This is a genomic window from Mycobacterium sp. BMJ-28, from assembly GCF_054404835.1.
This window is the reverse complement of sequence record NZ_CM136783.1, coordinates 543,699-561,839: the sequence shown is the minus strand read 5'-3', so window position 1 is coordinate 561,839 and position 18,141 is coordinate 543,699. Positions and strand designations below refer to the sequence as shown.

The window sequence follows — 18,141 nt, the reverse complement described above, 5'->3', positions numbered from 1 at the left end:
ACATGACTGGACAGGAGTACGACGTCGTGGTGGTCGGCAGCGGAGCTGCCGGCATGGTCGCCGCCCTCACCGCTGCTCACCAGGGCCTCTCGACAGTAGTCGTTGAGAAGGCTCCGCACTACGGTGGTTCCACTGCGCGGTCCGGCGGCGGCGTCTGGATTCCGAACAACGAAATTCTCAAGCGTGACGGGGTGAAAGACACCGCGGATGCGGCCCGCAAATACCTGCACGCCATCATCGGCGACGCAGTGCCCGCGGAGAAGATCGACACCTATTTGGACCGCGGTCCGGAGATGTTGTCCTTCGTGCTCAAGAACTCACCGCTGAAGCTGTGCTGGGTACCGGGCTACTCCGACTACTACCCGGAGACCGTCGGCGGCAAGGCCACCGGGCGTTCGGTCGAGCCGAAACCGTTCAACGCCAAGAAGCTCGGCGCCGACGAGCCGGGCTTGGAACCGCCCTACGGCAAGGTGCCGATGAACATGGTGGTGCTGCAACAGGACTACGTCCGGCTCAACCAGCTCAAGCGCCACCCCCGCGGCGTGCTGCGCAGTATCAAGGTGGGGGTGCGCTCGGTGTGGGCGAACGCCACCGGCAAAAACCTGGTCGGCATGGGCCGCGCGCTCATCGCACCGCTGCGCATCGGCCTGCAGCAGGCCGGCGTGCCGGTGCTGCTGAACACCGCCCTGACCGATCTGCACGTCGAGGACGGTGTCGTCCGCGGTATCTATGTGCGCAACGCCGGCGACCCCGAAGGCGCTGAGCCGACGCTGATCCGGGCGCGCAAGGGTGTCATCCTGGGTAGCGGCGGGTTCGAGCACAACGAGCAGATGCGGGTGAAGTACCAGCGTGCCCCGATCACCACCGAGTGGACCGTCGGCGCCAAGGCCAACACCGGCGACGGTATCTTGGCGGCCGAAAAGCTTGGTGCCGCATTGGAACTCATGGAGGACTCGTGGTGGGGCCCGACGGTCCCACTGGTGGACGCACCGTGGTTCGCGCTGTCCGAACGCAACTCCCCGGGATCGATCATCGTCAACTTGTCCGCCAAGCGGTTCATGAACGAGTCGATGCCCTATGTCGAGGCCTGCCATCACATGTACGGCGGCAAGTACGGGCAAGGGGACGGTCCCGGCGAGAACGTGCCCGCCTGGCTGATCTTCGACCAGCAGTATCGGGACCGTTACATCTTCGCCGGACTGCAACCCGGACAGCGCATTCCGAAGAAGTGGCTGGAATCCGGCGTCGTGGTGAAAGCCGAGACGCTGACCGAGCTGGCGGAGAAAACCGGGCTGTCCGCGGAGGCGCTGGCCGCCACCGTCGACCGGTTCAACGGCTTCGCCCGGTCCGGTGTCGACGAGGACTTCCACCGTGGCGACAGCGCGTATGACCGCTACTACGGTGATCCCACCGTCAAGCCGAATCCCAACCTGGGCGAGATCAAGCACGGCCCGTTCTACGCCGCGAAGATGGTGCCCGGAGATCTGGGCACCAAGGGCGGCATCCGCACCGACAACGACGGACGCGCGCTGCGAGACGACAACACCGTGATCGAAGGGCTCTACGCCGCAGGTAATGTCAGCTCCCCGGTGATGGGTCACACCTATCCCGGGCCAGGCGGGACCATCGGACCCGCCATGACATTCGGTTACCTCGCGGCGCTGGCCATAGCCGGAGCCGCCCCGGCGGCGACATCAGGGTCAGGAAAGGTGCATTAATGCCCATCGACGTCGAAAAGGCACTGGCTGCCGATCTCGATCCCATCGAGTTCTCCTGGACCAGTAGCGATATCCAGCTCTATCACCTGGGACTGGGTGCCGGCTCGGACCCGATGGACGAGCGCGAGCTGCGCTACCTGACCGACAACACCCCCCAGGTGCTGCCGACGTTCGGCAATGTCGCGGTGAGCTTTCACATGACCGAGGCGCCCACCGTGCAGTTCCCCGGTATCGACATCGAACTGTCCAAGGTGTTGCACGCCAGTGAGGGCGTGACGGTGCCGGGCCCGATCCCCACCAGCGGCAAAGCCTGGTCCAAGCAGCGCTTCACCGAGATCTGGGACAAGGGCAAGGCCGCCGTCATCGTCAGCGAGTCCACCGTGACCGACGAATCCGGCACCGTGCTGTGGACCACGAAGCGGTCCATCTTCGCCCGCGGCGAGGGCGGATTCGGCGGCGAACGTGGGCCGTCGACCTCGGTGGAGCTGCCCGACCGGGCACCCGATGCGCAGATCGCGCTGCCGACGCTGCCGCAGCAGGCGCTGCTCTACCGGCTCTGCGGCGACCGCAATCCGCTGCATTCCGATCCGGCGTTCGCCAAGGCAGCCGGCTTCGACCGGCCGATCCTGCACGGCCTGTGCACCTACGGCATCGGCTGCAAGGCCATCGTCGATCACTTCTTCGACGGTGATGTGTCGCAGGTGGGCACCTACGGCGCACGGTTCGCCGGGACCGTCATCCCGGGCGAGACGTTGCAGGCCAACATCTGGCGCCACGACGACAAGCTCATCGGCGAGTTGACCGCGCCGAGCCGGGACAACACCGTCGTGCTGTCCGGCGTGGAGTTCATCGCCGCCTGACGCGCGCTTCCCGGATCAGGCCCGGCGGGCCGCGTCGTCCCCGCCGGTAGGCCGTGCGTGCTCGTGCGGCGAGACCGGTACTGCGCCTGCGGTACCTGACGCCGGACCGGCGTGGGAAGGAGCGGCATCGCGGGCGTCCTGCTGAGCCTGCCGCGCATCCTGCTGGTGCTGCCGCTGATCCTGTTCGGTCTGGCGCCGATCCTGTTCGGTTTGCCGCTCGTTCTGCTGCTGCTCCCGCTGATCCTGCTCCTGGCGATCATCCGGGCGACCCTGATCCGTGGGCACCTGGCCGGCGATCTGCGAACCCAGCTGCCCCAGCGACCCCAGAGCGCCGGCACCGCCCCCCGCGCCCGAACCGGAACCACCACCCTGACCGGCACTTCCCATGGCCTGCTGCATCATCGAGCCGAAGCTGCCGGTCTGCCCGCCCAGGCTGCTCACCGCCTGCATCGGTGCCTGCGCCATCTGCCCCATCTGGCCGAGCATGCCGGTCATCTGCCCAACGGACTGGCTGCCGGACTCGTCGGCATTCTGATAGGCCGACTGTGCCGCACCCACATTCCCGGAGAAGGTGTTCTCTTTGGTCGACAACGCACTCACGTTCGCCTCCAAGGACGCCTCCAGCGTCGGCAGCACCGACGCGATGGTCATGCTCATCGCGTCGGCGCCGGGCGGGATGGCCGGCATCGGCGGCAGCTCAACCGAAGCGGCATCCCAGTTGAGCCCCTCGGGTTTCTCCAGCGGACTGGTCATCTGCGATCACCACTCATCGTCACCATCGTCGTCCTCCCCGTAATCCAGCGAAGGCGGCAGCGCCAGCCCCTGTTTGGTACCACCACCATCTCCCCCGCGCTGGCCCATCATGCCCATCCCGCCGGCGCCCATCCCACCGCCGCCTGCAGCGACCGGCGCGACGCCACCGATGACTGCTCCGGCCGCAGCCTGGGCCGGGGCCACCGCGGCGGGCAGCGCTTTACCGACCAGACTGGCCATCAGCGGCGACTGCGGTGACCCACCACCGGCACCTGGCAGCCCCGCGGCGCGCACCATTCCGGCACCGCCGCCGGCACCAGAGCCACCAGCGAGTGGGTGGTTGGAGAAGGCCGCGAAAGGTGAAGGCCCCATTCCACCGCCGGCGGGCGAACCGCCCTTGCCGAGCATGGAGGTGAGCTGCTGCAACGGTTGGGCCAGCTGCTGCACCGGCTGCATCATCTGCTGTGGTGCCTGGCCGAGCGCCTGGCCCAGCTGCTGTGGCAGCTGGGTGAGCATGGACCCCAGCTGGCCGAGCATCTGCATGGCCTGCTGCGGATCCTGACCGGCCAGCTGCTGAGGGCCGACGGCGGGAGGACCCGACGGCGGAACGCTCGACGGGGCCCCGATGGTGTTGGCCAGGTCGGTGGCACTGGCGGTCACGGTCGCGATGTTCTGCGACAGCCCCAGTTTGATGCGGGCCTGCACGAGCTCCTGAGTGTTGCTGTACGGCATGGATTGCAGTGCGACACATTCGGCGTTGGTCTCTTCGGCCATCGTGTTCACCAGCGTCTTGGTGGCGACGACCGCGGCCTCCATGCTGCGCAGCTTGGCGGCGATGGCGGCCGCCTGGGCTCCGTTGGACTCGTGACCGCCGATGATGGTGGTCGCCTCACCGGCGGCGGCCACCGCCGAACTGCCCTGCCACGCGTCGGCGAGCTGCATCAGCTGGCCCTGCTGCCGCGGTACCACCGTCCCGGTGATCTTGGCAGCCAGCGCTTCGTACTGCGCGGCGGCAGCGCCCAGCGCATCCTCATCCACGTTCGGCCAGCCCGGTCCCGTCACCGTCTGCGAGCCGAACGGGCTCATATCGGGCTGTATGCCCATGCCAAGGCCCCCCTCGAGCGCATGTAAACAGCACTGTCGAGATTACCGTGCCGGGGGCTACCCCTCGCACACTTCTGCTGCGCGGGGCCTCAGCCCAGGATCAAACCGGACGTGGGCACACCGGTGCCGGCCGTCACCAGCACGTGCTCGACGTCGTCGACCTGATTGACCGAGGTACCACGCAACTGGCGCACCCCTTCGGCGATGCCGTTCATCCCGTGGATGTAGGCCTCACCGAGCTGGCCGCCGTGGGTGTTGATGGGCAGCCGCCCGCCGAGCTCGATGGCGCCGCCGGCGATGAAGTCCTTGGCCTCGCCCTTACCGCAGAAGCCGAGTTCCTCCAGCTGGATCAGCGTGTACGGGGTGAAGTGGTCGTACAGGATCGCGGTCTGGATATCGGCGGGCGACAGCCCGCTCTGCTCCCAGAGCTGACGGCCCACCAGACCCATCTCGGGCAGCCCGAGCTGGTCGCGGTAGTACGAGTACATGGTGAATTGATCGGTACCGGCACCCTGGGCGGCGGCTTCGATGATGGCCGGCCGGTGCTTGAGGTCCTTGGCCCGCTCGGGCGTGGTGACCACGATGGCCACCCCGCCGTCGGTCTCCTGGCAGCAGTCCAGCAGGCGCAGCGGTTCCGCGATCCACCGCGAGTTCTGGTGGTCCTCGATGGTGATCGGCTTGCCGTAGAAGTGCGCTTTCGGATTGTTGGCGGCGTGTTTGCGGTCGGCGACCGACACCGCGCCGAAATCGGCACTGGTGGCACCGTATTCGTGCATGTAGCGCTGGGCGATCATCGCCACCGACGCGGCCGGGGTGCTCAGCCCGTGCGGGTAGGACCAGCTGTACTCGACACCGCGCGAGTCGGCGTTGACGGTCAGGCCGCTCATCACCTGACCGAACCGGAACTCCGAGCGCTCGTTGAAGGCACGGTAGGCGACGACGACCTCCGCGACACCGGTCGCGACGGCCAGCGCCGCCTGCTGGACCGTGGCCGCCGCGGCACCGCCGCCATAGCCGATCTGGCTGAAGAACGTCAGATCGCCGATCCCGGTGGACCGCGCGACGGCCGTCTCCAGGTTCGAGTCCATGGTGAAGGTGACCAGGCCGTCCACATCCGACGGCGCCAGCCCGGCGTCGTCGAGTGCGTCCAGTACGGCCTCGGCCGCAAGTCGCAGCTCGCTGCGGCCGGAGTTCTTCGAGAAGTCGGTGGCGCCGATGCCGGCGATGGCGGCTCTGCCCGACAGACTCACTGTGCGCCTCCCAGGACGAGGGTTGACGTGGCGATGACATGGTCGCCAAGGCTGTTGCTGCCCACCACTTTCAGCGTCACCAGGTCACCGTCGACCGCGGTCACCTCACCTGCGAAGGTAGTCGTGTCGTAGGCGTACCACGGCACGCCGAGACGCAACTTGATCGACTTGACGACGGCGTTCGGGCCGGCCCAGTCGGTCACGTATCGACCCACCAGACCGGTGTCGGTCAGGATGTTGACGAAGATGTCCTTGGAACCTTTGGCCTGCGCCTTGTCCCGGTCGTGGTGCACGTCCTGGTAGTCGCGGGTCGCGATGGCGGTCGACACGATGAATGTCGGGTCGCCGTAGATCTGCAGTTCGGGCAGTTTGGTGCCCACGGTCACGCTCACTTGGTGACCTCCCACGCGTACAGGCTCCACGCCGGACTGACGTCGCTGTCCGGGAAGTCGAGATAGGTTGCCTGCACCGGTAATCCGATCTTCACGTCGGCGGGATCGATACCGCGCAGTTCACCCAGCATGCGCACACCCTCGTCGAGTTCGACGAGCGCGATGACGAACGGCAGCGTGCGACCGGGCACCTTCGGCGCATGGTGCACGACATAGCTGAACACCGTGCCGTTACCCGAAGAGACGACATAGTCGGCGGGGGCGTCTTTGTCGGCCCACACCGCGGGCACCGGCGGATGCTGCAGCGTGCCGTCCGGACGGCGCTGGATCCGCAGCTCGTGGGCGTTGATCCCGTCCCAGAAGAATTTGGTGTCGCGCGACGACGACGGCCGCATCAGCTTGTCCGGGTCGAGATCCTCCGGGACCGCGGCCGCGGCGGACTGCGTGGCCGTCCGGTCCGCGGGCAGGAACTTCATGATGCGCCAGTCCATGTCGGCGACCTCTTCATCGCCAACGTGCCAACGGATCTTCTGGTTGATGAAGTAGCCCTCACCCAGCGCGGTCTGCTTGGGCCCGACCACATCGGTGATCTCGGCGCTCATCGAAACCTGTTCGCCCGGCTTGAGATAACGATGATAGGTCTGGTCGCAGTTGGTCGCGACCACACCGACATATCCGGCATCGTCGAACAGCTTCATGGCCCGCCCCAGCGGATCGTCATCCGACCGGGTGCCGCCCAGCCCGATCATGGTCCAGACCTGGATCATCGCCGGTGGCGCGACGATGCCGTCGTGGCCGGCGGCCCGGGCGGCCTCGTCATCGACATAGATCGGATTCGTATCGCCGATCGCGTCGGTCCAGTGGTGGATCATGGGCTGGTTGACCGGATCCCGGCTCACCGTCGGCTTGCCGGGACCGGAGGCGATGATGTCGTCGATCCCGGCCCGCAGATCGCTCGATTGTGTCACCGCGGAACCCTCGGCACCTTCAGCCCGGACGCCGCGATCATCTCCCGCATCACCTCGTTGACACCGCCGCCGAAGGTGATCACCAAGTTGCGCTTGGTCATCTTGTCCAGCCAGTCCAGCAGGTGCGCGGTCTCCGGATCAGCGGGGTTGCCGTACTTGCCGACGAGCTCTTCGGCGAGCCGGCCCACCTCTTGAATACGTTCGGTGGAAAAGACTTTCGTCGCCGCGGCATCGGCGACCGCGATGGTCTCCCCCGATGCGGCGACCTGCCAGTTGAGCAGTTCGTTGATCCGCCAGATGGCCTTGATCTGGCCGAGCAGGCGCTTGGCGTCGTCGTGCTCGATCGGGGTGACACCGTCCGAGCCCGGCTTGCTGGCCCAGGTCTTGACCTGCTCGTAGACACCGGCGACGCGGCCCGCCGGGCCGAGACCAACCCGCTCGTGGTTGAGCTGGGTGGTGATCAACTTCCAGCCGCCGTTCTCCTCACCGACCAGCATGTCGGTGGGTACCCGCACGTCGTTGTAGTAGGACGCGTTGGTGTGATGCGCACCGTCGGACAGGATGATCGGGGTCCACGAGTAGCCAGGATCCTTGGTGTCGACGATCAGGATCGAGATGCCCTTGTGCTTGGCGGCGGTCGGGTCGGTGCGCACCGCCAGCCAGATGTAGTCCGCATCGTGCGCGCCGGTGGTCCACATCTTCTGCCCGTTGACGATGTATTCGTCACCGTGACGGACCGCCGTGGTGCGCAGCGAGGCGAGGTCGGTACCGGCGTCCGGCTCGGAGTAGCCGATCGCGAAATGCACGTCTCCGGAGAGGATTCCGGGCAGAAACTTCTTCTTCTGTTCCTCGGTGCCGTAAACCTGCAGGGTGGGCCCCACCGTCTGCAGGGTGACCAGCGGCAGCGGCACGTCGGCACGATTGGCTTCGTTGACGAAGATCTGCTGTTCGATCGGCCCGAACCCCAGGCCGCCGTACTCCTTGGGCCAGCCGGCGCCCAGCTTGCCGTCGGTTCCCATCCGCTTGATCACCGCGCGGTAGGCCTCGTTGTGCCGGTTGGTCTCCATCGCCGCGGCTTCTTCCGGGGTGATGAGGGTGGAAAAGTACTGCCGCAGTTCGGCTTGCAGTGCCCGCTGCTCGGGTGTCAGGTCGATATACATGTTTTCAGTTCCCGTCGCTTCGCTCGCCCATGTCAGGCTCCCACCAGATCGAGACGATGTGATGGACCACCGAGCAGCCGGGTCAGGTCCTTGATCGAGGAGTAGTAGCGGTCCATCGGGTAGGTGATGTCCATCCCCATCCCACCGTGCAGGTGATGGCACAACCGCATCGCGGGGGCGGCCTGCGAGGTCAGCCAGTAGCCGAGGATCGCTAGATCCTCGTCGGCATCCAGGTTCTCCGACAGTCGCCAGATCACCGCGGTGGACACCAGATCGATGGTGCGCGAGGCGATATAGATCTCGGACAACTGCGCGGCCACCGTCTGGAAGGTGGACAGCGGCCGGCCGAACTGCTCGCGGGTGGCCACATAGTCCGCGGTCAGACGAAGTGCCCCAGCCACCAGCCCAGCGGCGAACGCGCCGGTGGTGGCCAGTACCAGCTGATTGACGCGGTAGGCGGTGGCGTCGGCCAGGACGTCGACCGCAGGCACATCCACATCGGCGAACGTCACCACGTACTCATCGGAGCCGTTGGCGGCCGGAGTCTTGGTGACGCTCACCCCGGCCGCGGTCGGGGCCACCACGACCACCGCGGTGTCGGCGGTGACGAGCAACCACTGCGCCGATTCGGCATAGGGCACACCGATTTTGGTGCCGTTGAGCTTGCCGGCGGAAAAGGTCGCCGACGGACGTTCGGGCAGCGCGGAACCCGGCTCGTTCAGCGCGGCCGAGAGCACCGAGCCCGTGGCCACGCCGGACAGATAGCGGTCCTGCTGCTCGTCCGAGGCGAGATCGAGCAGCGGTACCAGCCCGAGACCGAGGGTCGCCAACGCCGGACCGATGGTGCCGTGCCGGCCGATCTCGGTCAGCGCGGTGGCCACCTCGAGAAGGCCGAGCCCGTCACCGCCGAGTCGCTCCGGCGCCGCCAGTGCGGCCACGCCACCGGAAACCAATGCGTCCCAACTATTGTCCCGATCGAGCACGGACGTCACCACATCGGCGACAGCCTGCTGCTCCGGGTTCGGTGTGAAGTCCACCGAACTCACCTCCGTCTTGTTATTGCGCGACCGGGGTTCCGGTGCCCGTGTAGTCGACCTGCCAATGCTTAATACCATTGAGCCAGCCGGACTTCAGCCGTTCGGGCTCGCCGATCGGCTTCAGGTCGGGCATGTGGTCGGCGACCGCGTTGAAGATCAGGTTGATCGTCATCCGGGCCAGGTTGGCTCCGATGCAGTAGTGCGCACCCGTACCGCCGAAGCCGACATGCGGGTTCGGATCACGAAGGATGTTGAAATCGTTCGGGTTCTCGAAGACCTCGTCGTCGAAGTTGGCGGAGCGGTAGGACATGACCACCCGCTCGCCCTTCTTGATCTGCGCTCCACCCAGTTCGGTGTCCTCCAGCGCGGTGCGCTGGAAGGCCGAAACCGGTGTGGCCCAGCGGACGATCTCGTCGGCGGCGGTCCCGGGGCGCTCCTTCTTGTACAGCTCCCACTGCGCGGGATGCTGGGAGAAGGCGATCATGCCGTGGGTGATCGAGTTGCGGGTGGTCTCGTTTCCGGCCACCGCGAGCATCACCACGAAGAAGCCGAATTCGTCGTCGGAGAGTTTCTCGCCGTCGATATCGGCCTCGATGAGCTTGGTGACGATGTCCTCGGTCGGGTTCTTGGACCGCTCCTCGGCCATCTTCATCGCGTAGGTGATGAGCTCGAATGAGGACATCGCCGGGTCGACATCGGCGTACTCGGGATCCTCACCGGCGGTCATCTCGTTGGACCACCGGAACAGCTTGTCGCGGTCCTCCTGCGGCACGCCGAGCAGGCCGGCGATGGCCTGCAGGGGCAGCTCACAGGAGACCTGCTCGACGAAATCGCCGGAACCCTCGGCCGCCGCGGTCTGGGCGATCTTCTGGGCCCGCTCGGCGAGTTCGGCTTCCAGCCGGCCGATGGCCCGCGGGGTGAAACCGCGGGAGACGATCTTGCGCAGCCGGGTGTGCTGCGGGGCGTCCATGTTGAGCAGCACGGCCTTCTGCAGGTCGACGGCCTCGCGCGTCATCTCCTGGGGCCACACCGGGATGGCACCGTCGGGCGAGCTGCCGAAGAGGTCGTTGCGCTTGGACACCTCTTTGACGTCGGCGTGCTTGGTGACCAGCCAGTAGCCTTTGTCACCGAAGCCGCCGGTGCCACCGGGCACATCAACCCAGTGCACGGGCTCGGACTTACGCAGCTCGGCGAGTTCCTCGACGGGGAGACGCTCCAGGTTGAGCGTCGCGTCGAGGAGATCGAAATCGCTGGGAATGAGGGATGGCATAGCTTTGCGCTCCTAAGAATGCAACGTGTTCTAGTGTCAGTAAAACATGCCTCCACCGCAGATGAAAGGCACGGGGGCATCGTCGCTTGTCAGAGTAATGAAACGTGTTCTAGCCTGACGACATGGGTAATCCTGTCATCGTCGAAGCCACCCGCAGTCCCATCGGCAAGCGCAACGGCTGGTTGTCCGGCCTGCATGCCACCGAGCTCCTGGGCGCCGTGCAGAAGGCCGTGGTCGAGAAGGCCGGCATCGACGCAGGTGATGTCGAGCAGCTCATCGGCGGCTGCGTCACCCAGTACGGCGAGCAGTCCAACAACATCACCCGCGTCGGTTGGCTGACCGCCGGCCTGCCCGAGCATGTCGGCGCCACCACCATCGACTGCCAGTGCGGCAGCGCCCAGCAGGCCAACCATCTGATCGCCGGGTTGATCGCCACCGGCGCCATCGACGTCGGCATCGCCTGCGGTATCGAGGCGATGAGCCGGGTCGGCCTCGGTGCCAACGCCGGACCGGATCGCAGCATCATCCGCGCGTCGTCGTGGGATATCGACATGCCCAATCAGTTCGAGGCCGCCGAGCGGATTGCCAAGCGCCGCGGCATCACCCGTGCCGACATCGACGCGTTCGGGCTCGCCTCACAGGCCAAGGCAAAGCAGGCCTGGGCCGAGGGCCGCTTCGACCGGGAGATCTCGGCCATTTCCGCGCCGGTGCTCGACGAGAACAAGCAGCCGACCGCCGAGTGGGCGCTGGTGACCCGGGACCAGGGCCTGCGCGACACCACCCCGGAGGCGCTGGCCGCACTGAAGCCGGTGATCGACGGCGGTATTCACACCGCGGGCACGTCCTCGCAGATCTCCGACGGCGCCGCCGCGGTGCTGTGGATGGACAGCGATGTGGCCAAAGCCCATGGCCTGAAGCCGCGGGCGCGGATCGTCGCGCAGGCCAACGTGGGCGCCGAAACGTACTACCACCTGGACGGCCCGGTGCAGTCCACCGCGAAGGTGCTGGAGAAGGCCGGGATGAAGCTCGGCGATATCGACCTGGTCGAGATCAACGAGGCGTTCGCCTCGGTCGTGCTGTCGTGGGCGCGCGTGCACGACGCCGATCTGGACAAGGTCAATGTCAATGGCGGCGCGATCGCCCTGGGCCATCCGGTGGGTTCGACGGGGGCGCGGCTGATCACCACGGCGCTGCACGAGTTGGAGCGCACCGGCAAGAGCACCGCGCTGATCACCATGTGCGCCGGTGGTGCCCTGTCGACCGGCACCATCATCGAACGGATCTGACACCGATGGCGTTTGCCGAAGCCGAGCGCATCGCGGCGGCGCAGGCCTATATCGACGCGCTCGTGACGCACCGGGCCGACGAGGTCCCGTTCGCGCCGGATTGCATCCGCATCGAGATGGGTCTCAAGACCGGGCGCTCCGGGGATCACCTGCGCCGCAGCCTGAACAACGGTCCGCAGTTCAAGATCATCGAGGCGACCTCGCCGCCGGAATTCACCGTCGACGGGGACCGCGTGCGGGCGAAGTTCGACGTGCTGACCAAGCCGCGACTGTTCGGCCGGCGGGTTAATTCACATGTCGACGAGACCTTCCTGATCCCGGTCTCCGATGGCAAGATCCACCACATCCGCGCCACCCTGACACCGTTCATCAGCCGATAAGGTCCCCACATGGCCAAGCAGCCGCGTCCGCTCAGCCCCAAGCAGGTCGAACGGCTCAACGCCTCGTCGACCGGCACGGTCATCAAGTGGATGTCCCGCGCCCAGACCTGGATCTTCAAGAAGACCAACGGCCGCCTCGGGGACAAGTTCCTGCGCGGTGCCGAGGTCGGTATTCTCACCACGACCGGCCGCAAATCCGGTGAGCCGCGGGACAGTCCGTTGTTGTTCCTGCAGGAGGGCACGCGCATCGTCCTGGTCGCCTCGCAGGGCGGCCGCGCGACGAACCCGATGTGGTACCTGAATCTGCGGGCCGACCCGAACGTGAAGTTTCAGACCAAGCACGCGACGCTGGCGCTGGTCGCACGGGACGCGACGGATGCCGAACGCGACGAGTACTGGCCCAAGCTGGATGCCATGTACGCCGATTTCGTGAATTACCGGTCCTACACCGACCGAAAGATCCCGATCGTCATCTGCGATCCCGCGTAGGCATCTGCTGTCCGGGCCGTGATTTCTTACGCAAGCGTGAAAACGGCAGTAGACAGATTCTGAAACTTGTACATTGTGGAAACCCACGTTCCGCAGTGATGGAGACACGGATGCAAAACGGTTGGCATCGAAGGCTTCTCGGGACCGTCCTGGCCGCGCTCACCGCGGTGATCCTGCTGGTGACGGCGGTACTGCCGGCCAACGCGATGACGGTGACGTTCGTCCGCCATGGCGAGTCGCAGGCCAACTTCGACAACCGGATCGACACGTCGGTGCCGGGTCCCGACCTCACCGCGACCGGCACGGCGCAGTCTGCCGCGGTGGCGGCGGCGCTGGCGGCCAGCGGCATCGACTATGACGCCATCTACACCTCGAACATGGTGCGCACCCAGCAGACCGCCGCGCCATTCGCCGAGGCGACCGGGCTGACACCGACCGCGCTGGCCGGTCTGCGCGAGATCGGCGCCGGCGCCTTCGAGGGACAACCCGAGGATTCCGGACTGGGCCGCATCGGCTACGTCATCAGTCCTCTGGCCTGGGCGCTGGGTTTGCGCTCGGTGCCCATCGTGGGCGGTGGCGACGGCAACGCCTTCGATGCGCGGGTCGACGGCGCACTCAAGCAGATCGAGGACAGCGGCGCCGAGAACCCGGTGGTGTTCTCCCACGGCGCCACCATCATGTTCTGGACCCTGATGAACGTCGACAATCCCGACCTGGGCCTGCTGTTGCGCCATCCCTTGGACAACACCGATGTCGAGGTGGTCGACGGCAGCGCCGAAAAGGGCTGGACGCTGAAATCGTGGGCCGGTCGTACGGTGGGCCCCGCCACATTCGGTACCAAACTCTTCGTGAACGTCCGCGATCTCGTGGTCGCCCCACAGACCAGCGTGTACAACGTCGCGCGGGCCCTGCACACCGGCGATATCACCAAGATTGCCAACGCGATTCGCGACGGCGTCACCACGCTGGTGAAGGCGCCGGTGAAGTTCGCCGTGTCGGTGGCCCGCGACATCGCACAGGAGGTGTCCAAGGTGGCGCACCCGAAAGCAGCGACGACTACCACCACGACCTCGTTGGCGGCGGCGTCCGCACCGGCACCGGCCGCCGAACCGGCCGAGCCGGCGGCCAAGAAGGCACCGAAGGCCGTCACCCTCACCAAGCCGAAGAAGCACTCCGGCGCAACCGATCTGACCAAGGGAAACAAGGTGGAACCTGGTCAGACCGGCACGGTGAGCACGGCGCCGGAGAAGAACGAGTCGGACGCCGCACAGCCGGAACCGGCGGCGACACCGCAGGCCACCGAAAAGCCTGCGGCGCAGGATGAAAAGGCCGCCGCCTGACTCCTATGCGCCGAACACCGGCAACGGTACGCGTGATTTGGCGAGCAGTTCGCTGACCACCGGTCCGAGCTCGGCCGGATCCCAACGGGCGCCCTTGTCGATCTCGCCGCCACGGGCCCAGCCCTCGGCGACCCGGATGATGCCGCCCTCGACCTCGAAGACCCGGCCGGTGACATCCTTGGACTCGACACTGCCCAACCACACCACCAGGGGTGAGACATTCTCCGGCGCCATCGCGTCGAAATCGTTGCTCTGCGTGGACATCATGTCCGCGAACACGGTTTCGGTCATCCGGGTGCGCGCCGACGGCGCGATGGCGTTCACGGTGACGCCGATGCGGCCCATCTCGGCGGCGGCCACCAGCGTCAGCGCGGCGATGCCGGCCTTGGCGGCGCTGTATGTCGCCTGTCCGACGCTGCCCTGCAGGCCGGCGCCCGAGCTGGTGTTGATGATGCGGGCGTCGACAGCGTTGCCGGCCTTGGACTGTGCGCGCCAGTAGGCACCGGCATGTTTCATGGTGGCGAAATGCCCCTTGAGATGCACGGCGGTGACGGCGTCGAACTCTTCTTCGGTGGCGTTGACGAACATCCGGTCCCGGACGATGCCCGCGTTGTTCACCAGCACGTCGAGGCCGCCGAAGGAATCGACGGCGGTCTGGATGAGCCCCTCGGCCTGGCTCCAGTCCGCGACGTTGGCACCGCTGGTGACGGCTTCCCCACCGGCGGCGAGGATCTCGTCGACCACGGTCTGCGCGGCGCTGCCGCCGCCGGCCGGCGAACCGTCCAGTCCGACACCGATGTCGTTGACCACCACGCGCGCCCCTTCGGCGGCGAAGGCGAGCGCATGCGCGCGTCCGATTCCACCGCCGGCACCCGTCACGATGACAACCCGGCCGTCAAGCAAACCCATTGCTGTTTCTCCTTTTATTTGATGTCCGCAGTTGTGGTCGACAGGTAGTGCGGCGGCTCGCCGCCACCATGCACCGGCAGCGCGGCACCGCTGATATAGGACGCCGCGTCGGAGGCGAGAAATGCGGTGGCCCAACCGATATCGGCGGGCTTGGCGAGCCGGCCCAGCGGGACGTTGCGTGAGATGGCGGCAATCGAATCAGCATCGCCGTAGAACAGTTCGGACTGCTCGGTCTCGACCATCCCGACGACCACGGAGTTCACCCGAACCTTGGGCGCCCATTCCACGGCCAGCGTCGAGGTGAGGTTGTCGATGCCGGCCTTGGCGGCACCGTAGGCGGCGGTGCCGGGGGTGGGCCGGTGCCCGCTGACGCTGGAGATGTTGACAATGGAGCCGCCGGCGTCCTGCGTCTGCATGACCGCGTTGGCGTGCGTGGAGACCGACAACGCGCCGATCAGGTTGAGTTCGATGATCTTGGTGCTGAATTTGGCCGAGGCATCGGCGGCCAGCACGTACGGCGACCCGCCGGCGTTGTTCACCACCACATCGAGCCGGCCGTGCTTCGCCACGATCGCGCCGATGAGGGCCTGCACCGACGCGTCGTCGCGGATATCGCACGAGTGGAACTCATAGGGCAGACCGTCGACCGGACGCCGGGCACACGTCACGACGGTGGCGCCCTGAGCTGCGAACACCGCGCTGATACCGGCGCCGACCCCGCGTACGCCACCGGTCACCAGGACCACCCGGCCCGCGAGTTGCAGATTGATTCCAGCCGCGTCAGTCACTGTGCTAGCGTACCAAGCAAGTGCTTGCTTAGGTAGCGACCCCTCCAGGAAGTGACTGATGACGATCACCACCAAGACAGTCGAGCCGGGCATCGTCTCGGTCACCGTCAACTACCCGCCGGTCAACGCCATCCCGTCCCGCGGCTGGTTCGAACTCGGCGATGCCATCACCGCCGCCGGGCGCGACAGGAGCACCCACGTGGTGGTCCTGCGCGCCGAGGGCCGCGGCTTCAACGCCGGCGTGGACATCAAGGAAATGCAGAACACCGAGGGCTTCACCGCGCTCATCGACGCCAACCGTGGCTGCTACCACGCGTTCAAAGCGGTGTACGAGTGCGAGGTTCCGGTGGTCGCGGCCGTGAACGGCTTCTGCGTCGGCGGCGGGATCGGGCTGGTCGGCAACGCCGACGTCATCGTCGCCTCCGATGACGCCAAGTTCGGCCTGCCCGAGGTCGAACGCGGCGCACTGGGCGCGGCCACCCACCTGTCCCGGCTGGTGCCCCAGCATCTGATGCGTCGACTGTTCTTCACCGCCGCGACCGTGGACGCAAACACCCTGCACCACTTCGGGTCCGTGCACGAGGTGGTCCCGCGCGCCGATCTGGACGAGTCCGCCCTGCGGGTGGCCCGCGATATCGCCAGCAAGGACACCCGGGTGATCCGCGCGGCCAAGGAAGCGCTGAACTTCATCGACGTGCAGCCGGTGACCGCGAGATACCGGATGGAGCAGGGCTTCACCTTCGAGCTCAACCTCGCGGGTGTATCCGATGAGCACCGCGACGCGTTCGCCGGCACCGACAAGGGGTCCAAATGACGGATAAGAGAACAACCCTGGACGAGGCCGTCTCGTCCATCGAGAGCGGGATGACCATCGGCATCGGCGGCTGGGGTTCGCGTCGCAAACCGATGGCCTTCATCCGCGCGCTGCTGCGTACCGATGTCAAGGATCTGACCGTGGTCACCTACGGCGGTCCCGATCTGGGCCTGCTGTGCTCAGCCGACAAGGTCAAGCGCGTCTACTACGGCTTCGTCTCGCTGGACTCGCCGCCGTTCTACGATCCGTGGTTCGCCAAAGCCCGCACCAGCGGAGCCATCGAGGCCCGCGAGATGGACGAGGGCATGCTGCGCTGCGGCCTGCAGGCCGCAGCACAACGGCTGCCGTTCCTGCCGATCCGGGCCGGACTGGGCAGCGACGTCCGCACGTTCTGGGGTGACGAACTCAAGACCGTCAAATCCCCTTACGGGGACGACGAGCTGATCGCGATGCCGGCGCTGAACCTGGACGCCGCGTTCGTGCACCTGAATCTCGGCGATGCCCGCGGCAATGCGGCCTACACCGGGATCGACCCGTACTTCGACGATCTGTTCCTGATGTCGGCGCAGAAGCGCTTCCTGAGCGTGGAGAAGGTGGTGTCCACCGAGGAGTTGGTGAGTTCGGTGGTGCCGCAGCAGTTGCTGATCAACCGGATGATGGTCGACACCGTCGTGGAGGCGCCCAACGGTGCGCATTTCACCACCAACGAACCCGATTACAAGCGCGACGAGAAGTTCCAGCGGCACTACGCCGAGGCTGCGGGATCCGATGAGACCTGGGCCGAGTTCGTGAAGACGTATCTGTCCGGCAGCGAGGCCGACTACCAGGCCGCGGTGCGCAAGTTCGCCGAAGCGCAGAAGGAAGGAGCCAAGTGATGTCGGTGACCCGTGCCGAGGTGTGCGCCGTCGCGTGCGCCGAATTGTTCCGTGACGCAGGCGAGATCATGGTCTCGCCGATGACCACGATCGTCCAGATCGGGGCTCGCCTGGCTCGACTGACCTTCTCCCCCGACATCGTGCTGACCGACGGGGAAGCCCGCATCATCGCCGACACGCCGGCCATCGGGGCGCCCGCGGCGATCGAGGGCTGGATGCCGTTCAACCGGGTCTTCGAGACCCTGTCCTGGGGAAAGCGCCATGTCGTGATGGGCGCCAACCAGATCGACCGCTACGGCAACCAGAACCTCTCCGCGTTCGGGCCCATCCAGCACCCCACCCGGCAGATGTTCGGTGTGCGCGGCGCACCCGGCAACAGCATCAACCATGCCACCAGTTATTTCGTGGGTAACCACTCCAAGCGGGTGTTCACCGACTCGGTCGACATCGTGTCCGGGATCGGCTGGGACAAGGTCGATCCGGACAATCCCGCGTTCCGTTTCGCCAACATCTTCCGGGTGGTGACCAACCTCGGTGTCTTCGATTTCAACGGCCCGGATCACCAGTTCCGTGCGGTCTCGCTGCACCCCGGGGTCGAGGCCGATCAGGTCGCCGAGAACACCTCCTTCGAGGTGCACGGCCTGTCCGAGGCCGCCAGCACCCGGGTGCCCACCGCAGACGAGCAGAAGCTGCTGCGTGAGGTCATCGACCCGAAGTCACTGCGCGACAAGGAAGTCAAGGTCTAGTC

General features: G+C 66.4%; 19 protein-coding genes. 9 read left to right on the top strand and 10 right to left on the bottom strand.

Annotated elements, in window-relative coordinates; translation table 11 throughout:
* The first annotated feature begins 2 nt into the window (after nt 1-2).
* Both kstD and ACXPWS_RS02795 read left to right on the top strand, forming a co-directional pair.
* Nucleotides 3-1,718 (top strand): 3-oxosteroid 1-dehydrogenase, encoded by a 1,716-nt coding sequence (gene kstD / locus ACXPWS_RS02800; RefSeq protein WP_458710978.1) that lies wholly within the window; start codon nt 3-5, stop codon nt 1,716-1,718.
* Nucleotides 1,718-2,578: a MaoC family dehydratase gene (locus tag ACXPWS_RS02795; protein ID WP_458710977.1), complete on the top strand. Its 861-nt coding sequence runs from the start codon at nt 1,718-1,720 to the stop codon at nt 2,576-2,578. The genes kstD and ACXPWS_RS02795 overlap by 1 nt, the downstream gene beginning before the upstream one ends.
* A gap of 15 nt (nt 2,579-2,593) precedes the next feature.
* Here ACXPWS_RS02795 and ACXPWS_RS02790 read toward each other — a convergent pair whose 3' ends face one another.
* The 8 genes from ACXPWS_RS02790 to ACXPWS_RS02755 all read right to left on the bottom strand — a co-directional run bounded on the left by ACXPWS_RS02790 (nt 2,594) and on the right by ACXPWS_RS02755 (nt 10,512).
* The gene (locus ACXPWS_RS02790) at nt 2,594-3,331 is read right to left on the bottom strand and encodes a hypothetical protein (protein ID WP_458710976.1); all 738 of its coding nucleotides are present in this window, start codon (nt 3,329-3,331) and stop codon (nt 2,594-2,596) included.
* Nucleotides 3,332-3,337: 6 nt separating this feature from the next.
* Entirely contained in the window at nt 3,338-4,435 is a 1,098-nt protein-coding gene (locus ACXPWS_RS02785) for a hypothetical protein (RefSeq protein ID WP_458710975.1), read from the bottom strand.
* An 89-nt stretch (nt 4,436-4,524) separates the two neighbouring features.
* Nucleotides 4,525-5,679 (bottom strand): lipid-transfer protein, encoded by a 1,155-nt coding sequence (locus ACXPWS_RS02780; protein ID WP_458713389.1) that lies wholly within the window; start codon nt 5,677-5,679, stop codon nt 4,525-4,527.
* Nucleotides 5,680-5,681: 2 nt separating this feature from the next.
* Entirely contained in the window at nt 5,682-6,071 is a 390-nt protein-coding gene (locus ACXPWS_RS02775) for a MaoC family dehydratase (RefSeq protein ID WP_458713388.1), read from the bottom strand.
* A 2-nt stretch (nt 6,072-6,073) separates the two neighbouring features.
* Nucleotides 6,074-7,045 (bottom strand): bifunctional MaoC family dehydratase N-terminal/OB-fold nucleic acid binding domain-containing protein, encoded by a 972-nt coding sequence (locus ACXPWS_RS02770; RefSeq protein WP_458710974.1) that lies wholly within the window; start codon nt 7,043-7,045, stop codon nt 6,074-6,076.
* Nucleotides 7,042-8,205 (bottom strand): acyl-CoA dehydrogenase FadE29, encoded by a 1,164-nt coding sequence (fadE29, locus tag ACXPWS_RS02765; protein ID WP_458710973.1) that lies wholly within the window; start codon nt 8,203-8,205, stop codon nt 7,042-7,044. Before fadE29 ends, ACXPWS_RS02770 begins: the two co-directional genes overlap by 4 nt.
* Before the next feature lie 32 nt (nt 8,206-8,237).
* A complete protein-coding gene (locus ACXPWS_RS02760; RefSeq protein ID WP_458710972.1) occupies nt 8,238-9,242 on the bottom strand; it encodes an acyl-CoA dehydrogenase family protein in 1,005 nt (334 codons plus the stop codon).
* 19 nt (nt 9,243-9,261) lie between these two features.
* Complete coding sequence (locus ACXPWS_RS02755) at nt 9,262-10,512, bottom strand: cytochrome P450 (protein ID WP_458710971.1); 1,251 nt, start codon at nt 10,510-10,512, stop codon at nt 9,262-9,264.
* A 122-nt stretch (nt 10,513-10,634) separates the two neighbouring features.
* On the opposite strand from ACXPWS_RS02755, the gene ACXPWS_RS02750 reads away from it, so the two are divergent.
* The 4 genes from ACXPWS_RS02750 to ACXPWS_RS02735 all read left to right on the top strand — a co-directional run bounded on the left by ACXPWS_RS02750 (nt 10,635) and on the right by ACXPWS_RS02735 (nt 14,007).
* A complete protein-coding gene (locus ACXPWS_RS02750) occupies nt 10,635-11,798 on the top strand; it encodes a steroid 3-ketoacyl-CoA thiolase (RefSeq protein ID WP_458710970.1) in 1,164 nt (387 codons plus the stop codon).
* Between the two features lie 5 nt (nt 11,799-11,803).
* Nucleotides 11,804-12,178, top strand: a complete 375-nt coding sequence (locus tag ACXPWS_RS02745) for a nuclear transport factor 2-like protein (RefSeq protein ID WP_458710969.1) — start codon at nt 11,804-11,806, stop codon at nt 12,176-12,178.
* 9 nt (nt 12,179-12,187) lie between these two features.
* Entirely contained in the window at nt 12,188-12,667 is a 480-nt protein-coding gene (locus ACXPWS_RS02740) for a nitroreductase family deazaflavin-dependent oxidoreductase (RefSeq protein ID WP_458710968.1), read from the top strand.
* Nucleotides 12,668-12,777: 110 nt separating this feature from the next.
* Complete coding sequence (locus ACXPWS_RS02735) at nt 12,778-14,007, top strand: histidine phosphatase family protein (protein ID WP_458710967.1); 1,230 nt, start codon at nt 12,778-12,780, stop codon at nt 14,005-14,007.
* Nucleotides 14,008-14,010: 3 nt separating this feature from the next.
* On the opposite strand, the gene ACXPWS_RS02730 is transcribed toward ACXPWS_RS02735, so the two are convergent.
* Nucleotides 14,011-14,916, bottom strand: a complete 906-nt coding sequence (locus ACXPWS_RS02730) for an SDR family oxidoreductase (RefSeq protein ID WP_458710966.1) — start codon at nt 14,914-14,916, stop codon at nt 14,011-14,013.
* Between the two features lie 14 nt (nt 14,917-14,930).
* Nucleotides 14,931-15,704 carry an SDR family oxidoreductase gene (locus ACXPWS_RS02725; protein WP_458710965.1) on the bottom strand — a complete coding sequence of 258 codons (774 nt, stop codon included), beginning with the start codon at nt 15,702-15,704 and terminating at the stop codon, nt 14,931-14,933.
* A gap of 58 nt (nt 15,705-15,762) precedes the next feature.
* On the opposite strand from ACXPWS_RS02725, the gene echA20 reads away from it, so the two are divergent.
* From echA20 to ipdB, 3 genes are read left to right on the top strand one after another with little or no spacing between them, the layout of a single operon-like run.
* Nucleotides 15,763-16,518 (top strand): (7aS)-7a-methyl-1,5-dioxo-2,3,5,6,7,7a-hexahydro-1H-indene-carboxyl-CoA hydrolase, encoded by a 756-nt coding sequence (gene echA20 / locus ACXPWS_RS02720; RefSeq protein WP_458710964.1) that lies wholly within the window; start codon nt 15,763-15,765, stop codon nt 16,516-16,518.
* A complete protein-coding gene (locus ACXPWS_RS02715) occupies nt 16,515-17,393 on the top strand; it encodes a CoA transferase subunit A (protein WP_458710963.1) in 879 nt (292 codons plus the stop codon). The genes echA20 and ACXPWS_RS02715 overlap by 4 nt, the downstream gene beginning before the upstream one ends.
* Nucleotides 17,393-18,139 (top strand): cholesterol ring-cleaving hydrolase subunit IpdB, encoded by a 747-nt coding sequence (ipdB, locus tag ACXPWS_RS02710; RefSeq protein WP_458710962.1) that lies wholly within the window; start codon nt 17,393-17,395, stop codon nt 18,137-18,139. Before ACXPWS_RS02715 ends, ipdB begins: the two co-directional genes overlap by 1 nt.
* Nucleotides 18,140-18,141 lie beyond the last annotated feature (2 nt).